Genomic DNA, 16612 nt, shown 5'->3' with positions numbered 1-16612 from the left:
TCGCAGATTATTTATGGTTTCAATTTTGAATTTAAATGCTTTGGCTTTTATCCTAAACCTTAACTGCAGTTTAGCCGCAGATTCGCAGATTTTTAAGGTTTCAATTTTGAATTTAAATGCTTTAGTTTTTACCCTAAACCTTCTAACCTTAATACTACCAAATACAGTTTAGCCGCAAATTCGCAGATTATTTAAGGTTTCAATTTTGAATTTAAATGCTTTAGTTTTTACCCTAAACCCTAAACCTTCTAACCTTAATACTACCAAATACAGTTTAGCCGCAAATTCGCAGATTATTTAAGGTTTCAATTTTGAATTTAAATGCTTTAGTTTTTACCCTAAACCCTAAACCTTCTAACCTTAATACTACGAAATACAGTTTAGCCGCAAATTCGCAGATTATTTAAGGTTTCAATTTTGAATTTAAATGCTTTAGTTTTTACCCTAAACCTTCTAACCTTAATACTACCAAATACAGTTTAGCCGCAAATTCGCAGATTATTTAAGGTTTCAATTTTGAATTTAAATGCTTTAGTTTTTACCCTAAACCCTAAACCTTCTAACCTTAATACTACCAAATACAGTTTAGCCGCAAATTCGCAGATTATTTATGGTTTCAATTTTGGATTTAAATGCTTTGGCTTTTATCTAAACCCTAAATCTTCTAACCTTTAACCTTAATACTACCAAACCAATTCGCCCTTCATCACATTCACGAAATCATCAAATAAATAACGAGAATCATGCGGACCAGGAGAAGATTCAGGGTGATATTGTACTGAGAATGCTTTTTTACCTTTAACACGAATACCTTCTATTGATTTGTCGTTTAGGTTAACGTGAGTAATTTCTACTTTATCAGAGCTTCTAACTTCATCAGGAATAACACCGAAACCATGGTTTTGAGAGGTTACCTCGCAATGGTCTTTGATAATGTTTTTTACCGGATGGTTTAAGCCACGGTGTCCGTTAAACATTTTCATGGTACCAATGCCATTAGCCTCAGCCAATAACTGGTGGCCTAAGCAAATGCCGAATAATGGTTTATCTTCAGTTAAAATTTCTTTAATGGTTTCTACAGCATAAGGCATAACCGATGGATCACCAGGGCCGTTCGAGATAAAGTAACCATCAGGACTGAATTTCTCCATCTCTGCAAAAGTGGTTTTTGCAGGAAAAACCTGAACGTAAATATCACGGTTTTCGAAACTGCGTAAAATATTTTTCTTGATACCAAGATCTAAAGCCGCAACTTTTAAAGCTGCTTCAGGATTACCATAAAAATAAGGTTCTTTAGTACTCACTTTAGATGAAAGCTCTAAACCTTCCATTGATGGAACTTCAGCCAGTTTTTGCTTTAATTCATCAATATCAGTAATTTCAGAAGAAATAATCGCATTCATTGCACCTTTATCCCTAATGTGACGAACCAAGGCGCGGGTATCGATATCAGAAATTGCAACCAAATTATCATTTTGGAAATAATCCTGAATAGATTCAGTAGCTTGCTTACGGCTGTAAACAATGTTATAATTTTTGCAAACTAAACCAGCAATTTTAATCGAATCAGACTCGATTTCTTCTCTTTGGATACCATAATTCCCAATGTGCGAATTGGTTGTAACCATAATTTGCCCGAAATAACTTGGGTCTGTGAAAATTTCCTGGTAACCTGTCATCCCGGTATTAAAACAAATTTCGCCTGTAGTGGTGCCAATTTTTCCGGCCGCTTTGCCGTAAAAAACTGTGCCATCGGCCAGTAATAAAATCGCAGGTAACTTGGTGTAGTTAGTCATGGTAATTACAATGTGGATTTTGATTTAAAAAAGAGTTGAAAAAAGGATGGCTTTCGGCATTAAAGCCGTTTTTGCTAGGTGCAAAAAAACATGAATAAGTCCCTTCCATTTCGGGATACAAAGATAAGAGTTAAGATTGGGAATGTAAAGAAAAATGTGAAATAGGTTTAGGGGGTAAGGCTGTCCAAAATCTAAACCCTTATGCCTTTTACTTTGAATTGAAGATGAAAAGAGAAATATGAAAGGTTGAAGGTTGTTTGGTCCTAACCCCTAAACTCTAACCCCTAAACCTTATGCCTTTTTAAAGAAAAAACGATACTTTTGAGGCAACAAAACAAAACCCATGTCGGTACACAAAGAAATAAAACGAATCACCACGCACATTTTACAAGAAATGAAACAACGTGGTGAGAAAATATCAATGCTAACTGCTTACGATTATTCAATGGCAACTATTTTAGATGATGCCGGATTGGATGTTTTACTGGTTGGCGATTCTGCTTCAAATGTAATGGCAGGGCATGAAACCACACTGCCAATTACCCTAGATCAGATGATCTATCATGCTGCATCGGTAATCAGAGCAGTTAAAAGAGCATTTGTGGTGGTTGATTTACCATTCGGTTCTTATCAGGGTAATTCAAAGGAAGCACTAAATTCTGCCATCCGGATCATGAAAGAATCTGGAGCTCATGGTGTGAAGTTAGAGGGTGGAGAAGAAATTATCGAGTCAGTTCAAAGAATCATTACTGCCGGAATCCCGGTGATGGGGCACCTGGGCCTGACACCGCAGTCCATTTATAAATTTGGAACCTATACTGTTCGTGCAAAAGAGGAAGAAGAAGCGAATAAACTTAAAACAGATGTTTTGGCCTTACAGGCTGCCGGTTGCTTTGCCATTGTTTTAGAAAAAATTCCTGCGGCTTTAGGTAAAGAGGTTTCTGAAAGTTTACATATTCCAACCATTGGCATTGGTGCAGGGCCAGATTGCGATGGACAGGTTTTGGTGGTAAATGATATGATCGGTTTAACAAAAGGCTTCAAGCCACGCTTTTTACGCCAATATATTAACTTGTATGATGAAATTCTTGATGCAGCGCAATCTTACATTCGTGATGTGAAAAGTAATGATTTCCCTAATGATAAGGAGCAATATTAAGTTCATGATTATGCTTGTCATCCCAATCTTCTGGTAATATGAAAAGCAATGACAGCACTTTAATTAAAGTTAGTCCCGCTTTTTGCTGCAATCTTTTTGTTAATGTCATCCTAAGTTTATAGATAGAATAACAAAAAGTATTTTCGCTGCAATCGGGTTTAAATAAGTAAACCAGTGCATTCTACTTCAGTTGCAAAACGATTATTGCTCGTATATTAATGTACTAATAAACCAATGAACTATTAATGCCAATTACCGATAAAGACATACTTTTTGAAGATAATCATCTGATCGCAATCAATAAAAGAGCAGGTGATATTGTTCAGGTTGATGAAACCGGCGATGAACCCCTGGATGAGCAGGTAAAGAAATATATCGCCAAAAAATATAATAAACCTAATGGTGCATTTTTAGGCGTTGTACACCGGTTAGACAGGCCCGTTAGCGGTGTTATTCTTTTTGCTAAAACCAGCAAGGCACTGGAAAGGATGAATGCTGCATTTAAAAACCGCGAGGTTAAGAAAACTTACTGGGCAGTTGTTAGAAATAAACCCGAGAAGCAATCTGCAACCTTAATTCATTGGTTAATTAAAAACCCACAGAAAAATGTAGTTACTTATTATAAAAATGAAGTTGCAGGTAGTCAGAGAGCCGAACTTTCATACCGTTTAATTGGTAACCTGGATGGATATTGCTTATTGGAAGTAGATCCATTGACAGGGCGCTCACATCAAATCAGGGTACAGCTTTCTTCTATGAACTGCCCAATAGTTGGCGATAATAAATATGGTTATCCACGTGGAAGCAGAAAAGGGAGCATTTGTTTACATGCCCGGAAATTGCAGTTTCTCCATCCCGTTAAAAAAGAACCGGTAAGCATCTTTGCCAAATTACCGGTAGATGGTTTTTGGGAAAGATTTGAAAACATGTAAATTCAAACTCTTTTTATTTACAGTTGGTTTTGCTAAAAATCGTCGATTTACCAAAAGTAAGTTTTCCAATATTTTTAAATTTGGTTTTACCATCTACTTCTTCCACATCGCCAAAGCCCTCTATTAATTGATCATTTTGCCTTAACCATGCTACTTGACGGATAGAGGTTATTCCTTCCGATTGGAAAGTATAATCTGCAATAATAGTATCACCTTTAACTATCCCTGCAATAACACCCTTGTTTTTATCTTTTTCAAATAAATTATAACTAAGCGAGCCAGTCACTTTTTCATCTTCAATATTTAAAGTTAAACCAGCAGTATCCCTGTTTTTAACATATTGAAAACATTGTGCTGAACCAGTTTGGGTTTCTGTTGACGAATTAATGGTAGAATCTGTTGTGGCAGTAGTTGTAGTTTTTGATTCACAGGCAACCATAAATACTGTTGCAATTGTTAAGATTGGGATTAATTTTTTCATGATGTTTCAGGGTTGATTTGCTGTTTCACTGCAAAGTACCTGCCAGAATTTACTCATTGTCGCTAAAAAGTGCTGTTCCTTGGTTTATTCTGAAACTAGAAAGCCCCGCTATTGCGAGGCTGACTAAACAATTAAACTGGATTTTTACCAAACATAGGTTGCCACTGCGCCTTTATCTAAGGCCGTGGTAACTATTTTTCCATTGTATTTAATATTGAAGATTGTTTCGTTGTTGTTATTATTGCAAACTATTAATACCTTTTTGCCACTTGGGGTTTTAAAAGCCACGTTTTGAAGATTGTTTGTAATGTTGGAAGCAATGCGTACCGAACCTGTCTGTACAAACTTTGATGCATGACCAATTACATAATAAGCTACATTTCTGGTAATTGCAGGTGCAATTGTAATGGCACCCAGACATGACGTGCAACCACCCTGATCAGTATGCGGATTGTAATTCGGATCTGCAGCTAAATTCCACTCCAAAACATTTCTGCTCCAGTTACGGGTTGCACCAACAATAAGTGTTGAAACATGCCATTTTAAGTCTTCTCCAAAATTACTCGGTCCGCCAACCCACTGCTCAGTAAAATAAATATTTTTATCTGGGTGAGCATTATGTACCTGTGTTAAGGCCGAAATGGGGCCCGCATATAAGTGAAATGCAGAGCCATCAATATATTTTTTTGCTTCAGCATCATTTAACACTGTAATTGGATACTCAGGTTTATCCGCATTGTGGTCGTAGATGATGATTTTTGTATCAATTCCACTGCTTTTAAAAATGGGGCCTAAAGCTGTTTTAATGAAATTAGCTTGTTCTGTGGCGTCCATATACATGCTTGGGTTATTACCAGGATGTAACGGCTCGTTTTGAGGAGTTATGGCATCAATGGTAATTCCTTCTGCTTTCATTGCCTGAATATATTTAACAAGGTATTTAGCGTAAACCTGATAATATTCAGGTTTTAAATTTCCGCCGATAAAACTCTTATTGGTTTTCATCCAGGCAGGGGCGGTCCATGGTGAGCCTAAAATTTTGATTGCTGGATTAATGGCAACAATTTTTTTCAAAATTGGAATCAGATCTGTTTGTTCTTTTGCAATCGAAAATTTAGATAAGTTTTCATCAGTTTCGCCATTGGCTAAATCATTATAAGTAAAAGCATGTGAACTTAAATCTGAGGCACCAATACTTATTCTAATGTAATTAACGGCAATCGCGTCATCCGCAGATGCGAAAAGCTCATTTAGCAATTTATCCTTTTCTGCTGCTGGCAAAGCATTTATTAAGCTTGCACTACCACCTGTAAGCGTATAACCAAAACCATCAATACCTTGAAATGTTGTATTTGGATCAACTTCAATTGTTGGATTTGCATTAGTTGTTTCAGCAAAGTTTAAGGCAATATTTTGTTTACTCAACAACTGTGATTGATCTCCTTTTGTAAGCCAAAAATCTACCTCAGTTTTTACAGGTTCAGTACTTACTGGAGGTTGTTGGGTTGCTGTGGTTGTATTTTTTCTACAGGCACAGGCTGCGAAGAGCATGCTTGCGGCAAAGCATATATTGTAGATAGATTTCATTAGCTTTTAGGTTTTATGAATTGGTATAGATTTTAAAAAGAGCGGATTTTTTAAATTGTCCCGCCCTTTAAGATTTAATTTGTGTGATTAAATTCGAATTGATCAAAGCCTAACCACTTTGATTTGACATGAGAATATGCCAGATATGTAAATCAAAGGCGACCTCAGCCGCCTTTGATTCAATAGGGAGCTAGCGGATATTTGGATTTCTATCCAATTCTGCCTGAGGAATTGGAAATAACAACTTCGCAGCAGTTACATTATAATTCAATAAGTTTCCATTTCCATCTCTTTGTGCATTCATTACAGTTATCGCTCTGTTTGTTCTTACTAAATCAAACCAACGGTGACCTTCGAATGCTAACTCTAAACGACGCTCTTTTTCAATGGCTAAACGCATTGATGCCTGATCTGCAGCAGGAGTAACCCCTAAATTAACGCGGCCACGAATTTCGTTTACAATTGTTGCAGCAGCCGACCAACCGGAAGCGCTTGATTCATTTAAAGCTTCTGCTTTTAATAGTTTAATGTCAGCCAAACGAATGATATATGAGTTTGCTAAATCATCATTGCGGTATTTGTTGATGTAAGGATAATTTGACTTCGACCAGTAATCATCAGACCACCCTTCAGTAACCACGTTTCTGAAACTTATGCTGGAATTCTTACGAATCACATCACCTTCAGCGTCAAAAGCAGCAACTAAATCATTGGTAGGTGTGCAAAAACGTTTCCAGCCTGTACCCACAATTACACCAGTCATCCAGTTACCACGTCCCATTGGGCCGCCCCAACCATCATACTGCATTTCCCAGATCGATTCACTGTTGTTTTTATGAGCACCATCAAACAATTGGTCAAACGATCCAAGTAAGGTGTATCCTCCTGCGATGGTAGCATCAGCATATTGTTGCACTTTTGTCCAATCAGGGTTAGGTTTGGATGCGTAAACTTTTGCTAATAATGCATTTACGATGCCTTTGGTAATGATGCCTTTATTTGCTGCTGTAGTGCGTACATTAGGCAAAGCATATTCCAAATCTTTAATGATTTGTGCATAAACCTCATCAACAGAAGAACGTGTTTTTTGCATTTCTTCCAAACTGGTTGGCGATTTTAATATTAAAGGAACACCACCCCATAAACGCACTAAATGGAAATAAAAGTAAGCCCTAAGAGCAGATGCTTCTCCAAGAATCTGGTTTCTTCTGCCATTGGCATCTAAAGCCGGGTCCTGAATGTTAGGCACGTTTTCCAATACTTCATTTGCATTCTTGATGTTTGAATAAAGCCCGCCCCAATCACGGCCAACGTTTCCATTGGTAGAATTGGTGGTAAACAAATCAATTTGAATATTTGCAGGGTTATCGCCTCCTGCATATGCATTATCGGCAGTAACATCTCCATTTACCATATAATCCCAAATGTGGTAGTCATTGTACATTCCACCGTAAGCACCTGCAATTAACTTTTCAGCGCCTTCGGCTGTGTTAAACGCTACATCACCGGTAACCTGATTAAAGGGTTGCTTATCAAGGAAATCTTTTTTACAACCGCTTTGTAATGTAATGGTTAATGCTGCGGCCGCTACTAACGAATATATTTTTAATTTCATTTTCTTAATTCTTAAAATCCAACATTAACACCAAATAATATACTTCTTGACTGCGGGTAAGTACCATAATCAACACCCATTGAAGGGCCATTTGCAGCGTTCACGTTAACCTCTGGATCTAACCCGGAATATTTGGTAAACGTTAATAGATTATAACCAGTTGCAAATACGGTTATTTTACTCATTCTAAGTTTCTCCAGCACTGATGCCCCAAAACTGTATGATAATGTGGCTGTTTTTAAACGTAAATAAGATGCATCTTCTACAAAGCGGCTGGATGTTAGTGAATTTTCTGAACTGCTTCTTAGTGCTTTAGGTACATTGGTGATTTGACCGGGAGTTGTCCATCTGTCTAATACGGCTGTTGATTGGTTTTTAGAATCAAACATACCTTCTAAATCAATTCTGGAAGCGTTGAACAATTGGCTTCCCTGAACACCCTGGAAAAATATATTCAAGTTCCAGTTTCCATAAGTAAGGTTGTTGGTCACGCCATAAATGAATTTCGGCTGTGCCGAACCAATAAAAGTTCTATCCGAAGGATCTGCAGAACCTGTAACACCATTTCCATTCGTATCTGCATATTGTGCAGCTCCTGTTGCAGGATTCACACCTGTAAATACATAACCATAGAAACTGCCCAATGGTTTGCCAGGAACGATTCTAACAGCGGCATCGCGCTCATAAATACCTGCAAAATCTAAAGATTGAGTGGTGGTACCTAAGTCGGTAACTTTATTGCGGTTAAGGGAAAAGTTTAAGTCGGTAGTCCATTTGAATTTCTCACGATCGAAATTTTTGGTTGATAATACAAACTCCAAACCTTTGTTTTCCATAGCGCCAACATTATAAGCCTGGCTTCCAAAACCTGAAGATGGAGGCAACTGAACATTGATCAGCAAATCGTTGGTTTTTTTCAAATAAGCATCAGCGGTAAAAGTAATTCTGCTGTTGAACATAGTTAAATCCAAACCCACATTGGTTTGAGTTGTTTTTTCCCATGAAAGCGCATTGTTAGCAGGATTTTGAAGGTTGTATTCACCTTGTGCATTTACGCTGTATAATTTCAGGTAAGCATAGTCTCCAATACCTTCATCGTTACCCACTTTACCCCAGCTACCACGTATTTTTAAATCGTTAATGGTTTCGCTTTCTTTCATGAAATTCTCACCCGAAATTCTCCAACCAGCAGAAACCGAAGGAAAATAACCAAAGCGATTTTCTTTAGCAAACCTTGATGAACCATCTGCCCTAAAGTTTGAGCTGAACAAATATTTGTTATCGTAAGCGTAAGTTATACGGGCAAGATATGATTGTTTACTCCACTGTGCACGCTGAGGAATAGTTAACGCTGCAGATGGTATAGTCGGATTGCCTGCAACATCATAAAAACGGGTAAGTTCACTATTTCTGTACTGCCAGTCTGATGATTGTAAAGTATAACCACCAGTTGCCGTAAAAGCATTCTTGCCAACGTTTTTAGTGTAATTTAAGATGTTTTCATTTAACCAAACATGATCGTTAGTGGTATTATCACGATATACACCTCTTTCCTGGCGACCGTAGGTAGTCAGGAAATTATCAGTAGAGTAGTTATAAAATCTATTTCTTGCGTTTGTACTAATCGTAGATTTTAAATATAAATCTTTAGTAAAATTAAGTTGTGCGCCAAAAGCACCGATAAATCTGAATTCTCTGGCCTTATTAGTCGAACCGAAAGCCAAAGCCAATGGATTGTCCCATCCACCCGCATTTGGTATGGTGGTATATTGCCCGTTTGGCTCAAAAATGCCAATAGTAGGAGGTGTTGTTAATGCTCCTAAAATTACACCTCCACGAGAAACGCTGCTGTTGTCACCAACATCGATAGAGTTGCTTGAAGTTAAAATAGCATTACCCGTTAATTTTAACCACGGTGTGATGTTTTGTGATCCGTTGAAGTTAGCTGTTAAACGATCTAATTTAGCCGGAGCTACAACACCCTGATCTTGTTGGTAACCAGTTGAGAAATAGTACTGACCACCTTTTACACCCCCAGAGATAGAAACCTGATATTGATTTTGCTTTCCTGTTCCAAATGTTTCTTTTTGCCAATCAGTATTGTTGTTACCTCCAAAGGTAGTGTAACCCAACTCTCTCATCAAACCAATATATTGCTCGCTATTTAAAACCTCCTGGGTTTGCCAGAAGTTAGAGAAACCCGTGAAAGCATTAAATGCAACTTTCAATTTACCGGCAGAACCCTTTTTAGTAGTAATTAATACCACACCATTGGCACCACTGGAACCATAAATAGCTGCTGCTGAAGCATCTTTTAAAATAGTCATCGACTCAATGTCGTTCGCATTCAAAAAGCTTGCATCCCTTGAAGTTACTCCGTCAATTACGTATAAAGGACTATTGGATGCAGTGATTGAAGTGTTACCCCTGATGCTGATCGAAATACCTGCGCCAGGTTTTCCAGATTGTGAAGTTACCTGTACACCAGCAGCACGGCCTTGAATGGCTTGCAATGGATTGGTGATCGGTTGGTTTTCCAAATCTTTTGAAGAAACAGAAACAACAGCCGTTGTCAGATCTTTTTTAGTAGTAGTACCATATCCGATTACTACAACCTCATTGAGCTGCTGGTTATCATCAGATAGGCTGATGTTAATTGTAGTGCGATTATTCACAACCTCTTCTACAGATTTAAATCCGATAAATGAAAACTCCAGGGTTGAATTTTGCGGAGCAGTAATTGTATAGCTACCATTATCGGTAGTTGAAGCACCTTGGTTAGTTCCTTTTACTTTTACAGAAACTCCAGGCAGCGGTAGACCTTTCTGATCTTTTACCTGGCCCTTTATGGTTATATTCTGCGCCATACTCAAAGAGATCCCGCATAGAATACATACCATAAGCAATGTAAACTTTTTTCTCATAATTTTTGCTCTTGTTAATTTTTATATTGGGTAAAGTTAGCACTCATTTAATGTTAAATACAAGTTTTTTGAGTGTTAATTTTTTGATAAATACCTGATAATTAGGTGTTTGTGATTGTTTTAATACGCTTTAATACCGCTCGGTAAATCATCGTTTTAGTATTGATTATCAGTGTATAACCAGCCTTTAAGAATAGGTTTACAGAATGAAAATGATACGCTTAAGTACCTTTACTATTTTTTTGTTTTTAACTGGTAAAACAACAAAAATGTGACTAAACTGAACAGTGAATTACTCGATTACAAGCTGGCTCCAGCCATTTTTGCCAGATTTTTTGAGCATTTTCTTCCTGTCGTCCATTACTTTTTTAATGCGGGTGCCAAATGTCCAGCAGGTGCTTTGCCTGATGGAAAGTAATTCGGATAACTTATGTGATGATATTTTTCCTTTTGAAGAGTAGATTAAGAAGATCATGTAGAATGCCTTGTTAATGGGTATTCTGGTATTGTGAAAAATGGTATAGGTGGTAACCGATTCTTCATAGCCACATTTGCTGCATCTGCGGCTATGTAAAATATGGCCGGCGAAATAATGATCGTTGCTGCATTTACGGCAATGGTAACCTTTACTCCATTTCAATTCAGCTAAAAATTCATAACAGGTTTCTTTATCCGGATAAATTTTACTGAACTCTTCAAAATCAACCTCGGTATTCATAACCCTATCGCGGGTTACTTTTTCCACACTGGTTTGAAGTTCTTCATTGTCTTGCTCAAGCAGCACATTCATGCGGGAAATTTCTTCTGCTTGTTTTTGGAGCAAAGCATTTGCTTCTTCCAATGCCTGATTTTTACTTTCGATAATGAGCGATTTGTGGTAAACTTCTCTGGTCCGTTCCTCAACCTTACTTTCGAGTTCCTGGTTCACGGTATCTTTCAGTTTAGCATTAATGGCCATTTGCCTGATGATTTTTTGCTGTGCCTTATCCTTTTTAAGCTTTAAAAGACGAACCTTATCTCCAATGGCAAATGATAAAAATATCATTTCGAGGATAAAACAAAAGCTTAAACTGTAATAACTTACCACGCCAAAGTTTAACCAGCTAACTCCTAGCATAATTAAGAACTTTAAAGTAAAGCCCGCAAATAAGAAACTGTAACCTAAAACAAAGAAACGGGCAGGTTGATATCCGTTTTTATAAATATAAATACCTGTAAAAAAAGCTACAGAGAGTGGTATCGCTTCAATAAATTTATAACTGAACAGGGTTTGATCAAACAGGTAGCAATAAACAAAAAATATCAGTCTGATCACAATTACACCCATAATCAATTGGTTTAGCTTTAGCGCTTTTGCCCTTACAAATAAGAGCTCTCGGGTAAATAGCAGAGCAAAAATACTGGTAGCACAAAGCGCAAAAGCATAAGCAACCTGATTCCAGGCAGGTGCATTTGGCCATAGGTATTGATAGGCAATGCCATCGGTGCTCATCTCAAAAAAACCGACACTTAAATTGTAGAGCACATAATATAAATACTGCTTTTGCCTGATGGCAATGTACATGATGAGGTTATAGAAACTAAAAACCAAAATCATCCCATAAAAAATACCGAAATAGAAATATTCATCCAATGCATAAGAAATAAACCACTCAGCGGTTCTGAGAACTATAATGATATCAGAAATTTGTGAAGAACTGATTTTGAAATAATAGATTTGTGTATCGTTCCCTTCGTTCTGAATAGGAATTTCAAAATTTTTATGGTGTATTAAACGCTCATTAAATGCATGGGCATCTCCAAGGCTTTCTACTTTATAGCTTTTATCATTTTGTGGAATGTAAGCTGTAATCCGATCGATTGTTTGATCGAAGAACTCCAGAATAAACGGTTTTTCTGCCGATTTGTTCTGCTTAATTTTAATGCGGAACCAATAGGTTGTGTTTAATTTCTTAGTTTGAGGTGTACTGGTAAGGCTGGCTTTGAATTTCTGATCAAATTTTTCACTTTTAATCTCATCAAAGGTAAACTTGTTTTGTGCATCTTCCAGAATCTCAATTTCTTTAAATGTAAAGATATGTTGAGGTACATCATCTTGTATTTCCACTGTTTTTTGTGCCTTCAATCCAGAAAGTGGAAACAGTGCAATGGCAAATGATAATAAAAAGATTTTCTTGAAAAAAGGTAACATCAGCATGAATAACAAAGGTAATCATTTGTATTCATGTGGTACTAATCAGGTTATCAGACTAATTTCATTTTAAAAATGAAGTGTTACGCTGGTTCCTTTGTTTTCTTCAGATTGAATTCCGACATCTATTTTATGAAATTTTGCAATACTTTGAACGATGGCCAAACCTAAGCCAAATCCATTTTCTTCTGTGTTTCCACGTTTAAAACGATCGAAGGCATTTTCCAACAGCTGTTTATCCATGCCCAAACCGCCATCTGTAATCGTGAGAGTATATTGATGATTAATGGTTTTGCCGGTAATGGATATGAAACCGCCACTAACATTATATTTTATGGCGTTGTTGATGATGTTGATCAGTAAAGTGTGAATTAAAGCCTTGTTACCGGTAAAATGGAAATCTTCCACATTTAAATCGTAGCGGATGCTTTTATCGGCAATCCGATCTTCCAGTTCTTCAAAAATATCTTCTATTTCTTGTTTAATGCTTATTTCTTCTGTTTTTAGATATTGATTGTTTTCTACTTTAGAGATGAGCAATAGGCTATTAATAATCACTTTTAAGCGATTAAGGGTTTTGAGCGATGCATAAATTTTATTTTCATGCTCAACCGGAATACCAGGTGTGTTGAGCATGTTTTCAAAACGTGTACTTAAAATGGAAATAGGAGTGAGTAACTCATGTGAAACATTGGCTATGAATTGCTTCTCTAATGCGAAAAGGGTATTTATTTTCTTCATCAAAGAATTTACGCTGTTATCCAAAATCTTAAAATCATCAGTACTTGTTGGAATATTTTGATAATTGTAATGTAAGGGGTCGTTTACACGGTTAATCTTTTTATCGATGATTAAATAGAAGGGTTTAAGTAAAAAGTTTGAAAAGAAATAATCGGTAACCAGCGTAATTAATAATGCAGAAAATAGAACAACAAGCATGTAAAAGCGAATGGCATTTTTAATTGATGCAAGTGCAGTCATTGATTCACCAATTTCCAGCTTGTACCAATTGGTATGGTAAGAAAACTTGTAATTCAGTATCCGGTAAATTTCCACGTCGCCTTCAATTTCCCGTTTCTCGGTAAATACTTCGGCTAATGAATCTTTCTGATTATCCGGAATATCGGTTAAAACAATAAACTCTTCCTTTAATATGTTGTAGTCTGTAAAAGATTGTTCCTTGTTTAAAAGGCTATCAATTTCGCTATCACTAAGATGTTCTATAATCTTGTTTTTCTTTTTAATCAGGCGGTTATCAAGCTGGTTATAAGCAAGCTTATCTAATGAAAAAAGAATAATGGCGCCCAAAACCACTATGATTGCAATTTTAGTTATGGCATTATATAAAGAAAATTTAACCTGTAACTTCATTTTGATGTTTCAATAGTTTACTGGTTCATTAGTTCATTAGGTTTATTTTTACATGGAATATGGCCTTTTAGCTTCAGGTTTTTGATCCAAGCTAACAATTAATCCTGTAACCAATGCTTCTAACGGTTTCAAACCAATCTATCTGACTGATTGCAGCCAGTTTTTTACGCAAATTTTTAACATGCACATCTACAAAGTTTGAATCGGAATTTACTTCCAGAATATCGCCCCAAACATGTTCGGTTAAGCTCATTCTAGAAACCACCCGATTCTTGTTTAAAACCAGATAGTTAAATATTTCGAATTCCTTTTTAGTCAGGTTCAATCTTTCTTCGCCAAAGGATACTGTTCTGTTTTGAATATTCAACAGGAAATTATGAATATTGATTTCATTTTTCTCCAGCTTATGTTTTCTGCGGGTAATGGCATGCATTCTTGCCAAAAGTTCATTTAGTGAAAATGGCTTAGGCAAATAATCGTCTGCACCCTCATCTAATCCCTTAATCCGGTCATCAACAGCGCTCCTGGCAGTTAAAATAATCACAGCATCGTCGCGGTCTTTCATTGTTTTTAGCTGTTTCAATACTTCAAACCCATCCCCATCAGGCAAGCCTAAATCCAGCAGGATGAAATCATAATTATTTACAAAGATCTTTTCTTCAGCCGATGATTTTTTCCATGCATGTTCTATGATAAATCCTTCGTTACTCAAAAATTCATCCATTTCGAGTGCAAGGCTTTTTTCATCTTCAACAATTAGTACATTCATTCGATTGGCAGTTTACAGTTATCAGTTTACGGTATTGCAAGATTTACGACCAGCTTTCAGTCTTTCTTTTTTAAGCGCTAAGCCCAAAAATTAAGTTAATGTTTTTAAGAATGATTTCGCAAGCTTCTCTGACTTCTTCTTTGGTAATAATTAAAGGCGGGGCAATACGCATGGAATTGTTGCAATGAAGAAACCAATCAGACAGGACTCCATCTAAAATACAGGCATCGATAATTTTTTTATTGATTTCGAAATTCTCAAATTCTACAGCAAGCATTAAGCCCTTACCTCTTATTTCTTTAATTGCCGGATGTTTTAAAAGCTGCTTGAATAATTGTCCTTTTTCTTCAACCTCATCAATAATTTCATGATCAACTAAAGTTCTTAACGTAGCTAAACCGGCGGCACAGCAAACCGGATGGCCACCAAAGGTTGTCATGTGGCCCAAAATAGGGTTGTGTGATAAAACTGACATGATTTCAAGGGAACTAATGAAAGCACCGATAGGCATTCCGCCGCCAATTCCTTTTGCTAAAAGCAAAACATCGGGCACTACATTGTAATGCTCAAAAGCAAACATTTTACCACTTCTGCCAAAACCCGACTGAATTTCATCAAAAATCAACAGCGTTCCTGTTTCCTGGCATTTAGCTTTAAGTGCCTGCATGTATTTTAGATCAGCCACTCTAATTCCTGCTTCGCCTTGAATAGGCTCGATGAATACGGCTGCAATTTCAGCGGTGATTTTTTCTAAATCAGCAATATTGTTGTGCTCAATAAAACTTACATTCGGCAGAAACGGTCCATATCCTGATGAATAGAAATCGCTTTCCATTAAACTTTCGGCACCTTGTGTACTCCCGTGATAAGCATTTTTACAAGCAATAAAACCTTTTCTTCCTGTATAACGTTTTGCCAGTTTCATGGCACCTTCAACGGCTTCGGTACCAGAGTTTAAAAAATAAGTGCAGCTTAAACTTTCAGGTAAAATATCGGCTAAAGCTTTTGCAAAATTAACCTGAGGGGTTTGGACATATTCACCATATACCATCAAATGCATATAGGTTTCGGCTTGTTCCTGTATCGCTTTAACCACTGCCGGGTGGCAGTGACCAACATTGCTCACACCGATGCCGGCAATAAGATCTAAATGTTTTTTTTCTTTTGAATCGTATATGTAAACTCCTTTTGCCCGTACAAATTCGAGCATTAGTGGCTCAGGAGAGGTTTGCGCATTGTGTTGTAAAAATAACTGACGTTTGGTAAGCATGGCACAAAAGTACGGAAATAGAATAGCCTGTAAAACAAAAAAAGACCTACATCGCTGTAAGTCTTCTTGATTAATTTCTTGGTCCGCCTTTAAATCTATTGAGCAATTCCCGCTTAAATCCTTCCTGGGCTCTGTAAAATTTTCCAACCACTTTAATCGGTAAGCTTGATTTCAATCTGTTGTAATATTTTTTTTCCAGATTAAGATCCTGTTGCCTAAAATCAAATTCGCTTGTAATTAAACTTTGAACCTGGGCATCAGTAAGATTATCAATTTCATCTGTTTTTCTAAATGAAATCATTTTTTGCATACGTTCTTTGCGTAATGCATTTTGTTCGCTCTGCATATCATTATAAATTGGCCAGAACACTTTAGCTTCTTCTGGAGATAAATCCAGTTTTTGCGTAAAATAAGCTATTTTAAGTGATTCTATTTCCTCGCCTTTAGGTCTTTGAGCTAAAAGCGTAGCCGGTAACAGAAACAATAAAGCAACAAAAAGTAAATTCTTCATTTTCAT

Annotated in this window: 12 protein-coding genes; 2 read left to right on the top strand and 10 right to left on the bottom strand. The window is 36.8% G+C overall.

The window, feature by feature from the left end; genetic code table 11:
* Window positions 1-683 precede the first annotated feature (683 nt).
* Entirely contained in the window at window positions 684-1796 is a 1113-nt protein-coding gene (gene carA, locus DU508_RS18045; RefSeq protein ID WP_115404167.1) for a glutamine-hydrolyzing carbamoyl-phosphate synthase small subunit, read from the bottom strand.
* A 343-nt stretch (window positions 1797-2139) separates the two neighbouring features.
* Between carA and panB the strand changes: the two genes are divergently transcribed.
* Window positions 2140-2955 carry a 3-methyl-2-oxobutanoate hydroxymethyltransferase gene (gene panB, locus DU508_RS18040; protein ID WP_115404166.1) on the top strand — a complete coding sequence of 272 codons (816 nt, stop codon included), beginning with the start codon at window positions 2140-2142 and terminating at the stop codon, window positions 2953-2955.
* A 245-nt stretch (window positions 2956-3200) separates the two neighbouring features.
* Window positions 3201-3887, top strand: a complete 687-nt coding sequence (locus tag DU508_RS18035) for an RluA family pseudouridine synthase (RefSeq protein ID WP_115404165.1) — start codon at window positions 3201-3203, stop codon at window positions 3885-3887.
* Between the two features lie 13 nt (window positions 3888-3900).
* On the opposite strand, the gene DU508_RS18030 is transcribed toward DU508_RS18035, so the two are convergent.
* From DU508_RS18030 to DU508_RS17990, 9 genes are all read right to left on the bottom strand, one after another.
* Window positions 3901-4368, bottom strand: coding sequence for a hypothetical protein (locus DU508_RS18030; protein ID WP_115404164.1), 468 nt, complete (start codon window positions 4366-4368; stop codon window positions 3901-3903).
* A gap of 144 nt (window positions 4369-4512) precedes the next feature.
* Window positions 4513-5955: a glycoside hydrolase family 30 protein gene (locus DU508_RS18025; protein WP_115404163.1), complete on the bottom strand. Its 1443-nt coding sequence runs from the start codon at window positions 5953-5955 to the stop codon at window positions 4513-4515.
* Window positions 5956-6145: 190 nt separating this feature from the next.
* Window positions 6146-7570 (bottom strand): RagB/SusD family nutrient uptake outer membrane protein, encoded by a 1425-nt coding sequence (locus DU508_RS18020; RefSeq protein ID WP_115404162.1) that lies wholly within the window; start codon window positions 7568-7570, stop codon window positions 6146-6148.
* A gap of 11 nt (window positions 7571-7581) precedes the next feature.
* Window positions 7582-10494, bottom strand: a complete 2913-nt coding sequence (locus tag DU508_RS18015; RefSeq protein WP_115404161.1) for a SusC/RagA family TonB-linked outer membrane protein — start codon at window positions 10492-10494, stop codon at window positions 7582-7584.
* 292 nt (window positions 10495-10786) lie between these two features.
* Window positions 10787-12685 (bottom strand): 7TMR-DISM family protein, encoded by a 1899-nt coding sequence (locus DU508_RS18010; RefSeq protein ID WP_233509668.1) that lies wholly within the window; start codon window positions 12683-12685, stop codon window positions 10787-10789.
* Between the two features lie 69 nt (window positions 12686-12754).
* Window positions 12755-14056 (bottom strand): ATP-binding protein, encoded by a 1302-nt coding sequence (locus tag DU508_RS18005; protein ID WP_115404159.1) that lies wholly within the window; start codon window positions 14054-14056, stop codon window positions 12755-12757.
* A 91-nt stretch (window positions 14057-14147) separates the two neighbouring features.
* Window positions 14148-14825: a response regulator transcription factor gene (locus DU508_RS18000; protein WP_115404158.1), complete on the bottom strand. Its 678-nt coding sequence runs from the start codon at window positions 14823-14825 to the stop codon at window positions 14148-14150.
* A gap of 70 nt (window positions 14826-14895) precedes the next feature.
* Window positions 14896-16095 carry an aspartate aminotransferase family protein gene (locus DU508_RS17995; RefSeq protein WP_199562741.1) on the bottom strand — a complete coding sequence of 400 codons (1200 nt, stop codon included), beginning with the start codon at window positions 16093-16095 and terminating at the stop codon, window positions 14896-14898.
* A 70-nt stretch (window positions 16096-16165) separates the two neighbouring features.
* A complete protein-coding gene (locus tag DU508_RS17990) occupies window positions 16166-16606 on the bottom strand; it encodes a hypothetical protein (RefSeq protein WP_115404292.1) in 441 nt (146 codons plus the stop codon).
* Window positions 16607-16612 lie beyond the last annotated feature (6 nt).

This window comes from Pedobacter chinensis (assembly GCF_003339865.1).
Classification (GTDB): Bacteria; Bacteroidota; Bacteroidia; order Sphingobacteriales; family Sphingobacteriaceae; genus Pedobacter; species Pedobacter chinensis.
Note: the sequence above shows the minus strand (reverse complement) of the source record. Positions and strands in the feature narration are given on the sequence as shown.

Coding starts and splice junctions, on each gene's coding strand:
- DU508_RS17995 (WP_199562741.1), bottom strand. CDS start 16,095: ATGCTTACCAAACGTCAGTTATTTTTACAACACAATGCGCAAACCTCT.
- panB (WP_115404166.1), top strand. CDS start 2,140: ATGTCGGTACACAAAGAAATAAAACGAATCACCACGCACATTTTACAA.
- DU508_RS18000 (WP_115404158.1), bottom strand. CDS start 14,825: ATGAATGTACTAATTGTTGAAGATGAAAAAAGCCTTGCACTCGAAATG.
- carA (WP_115404167.1), bottom strand. CDS start 1,796: ATGACTAACTACACCAAGTTACCTGCGATTTTATTACTGGCCGATGGC.
- DU508_RS18025 (WP_115404163.1), bottom strand. CDS start 5,955: ATGAAATCTATCTACAATATATGCTTTGCCGCAAGCATGCTCTTCGCA.
- DU508_RS18035 (WP_115404165.1), top strand. CDS start 3,201: ATGCCAATTACCGATAAAGACATACTTTTTGAAGATAATCATCTGATC.
- DU508_RS18015 (WP_115404161.1), bottom strand. CDS start 10,494: ATGAGAAAAAAGTTTACATTGCTTATGGTATGTATTCTATGCGGGATC.
- DU508_RS18030 (WP_115404164.1), bottom strand. CDS start 4,368: ATGAAAAAATTAATCCCAATCTTAACAATTGCAACAGTATTTATGGTT.
- DU508_RS18005 (WP_115404159.1), bottom strand. CDS start 14,056: ATGAAGTTACAGGTTAAATTTTCTTTATATAATGCCATAACTAAAATT.
- DU508_RS18020 (WP_115404162.1), bottom strand. CDS start 7,570: ATGAAATTAAAAATATATTCGTTAGTAGCGGCCGCAGCATTAACCATT.
- DU508_RS18010 (WP_233509668.1), bottom strand. CDS start 12,685: ATGTTACCTTTTTTCAAGAAAATCTTTTTATTATCATTTGCCATTGCA.
- DU508_RS17990 (WP_115404292.1), bottom strand. CDS start 16,606: ATGAAGAATTTACTTTTTGTTGCTTTATTGTTTCTGTTACCGGCTACG.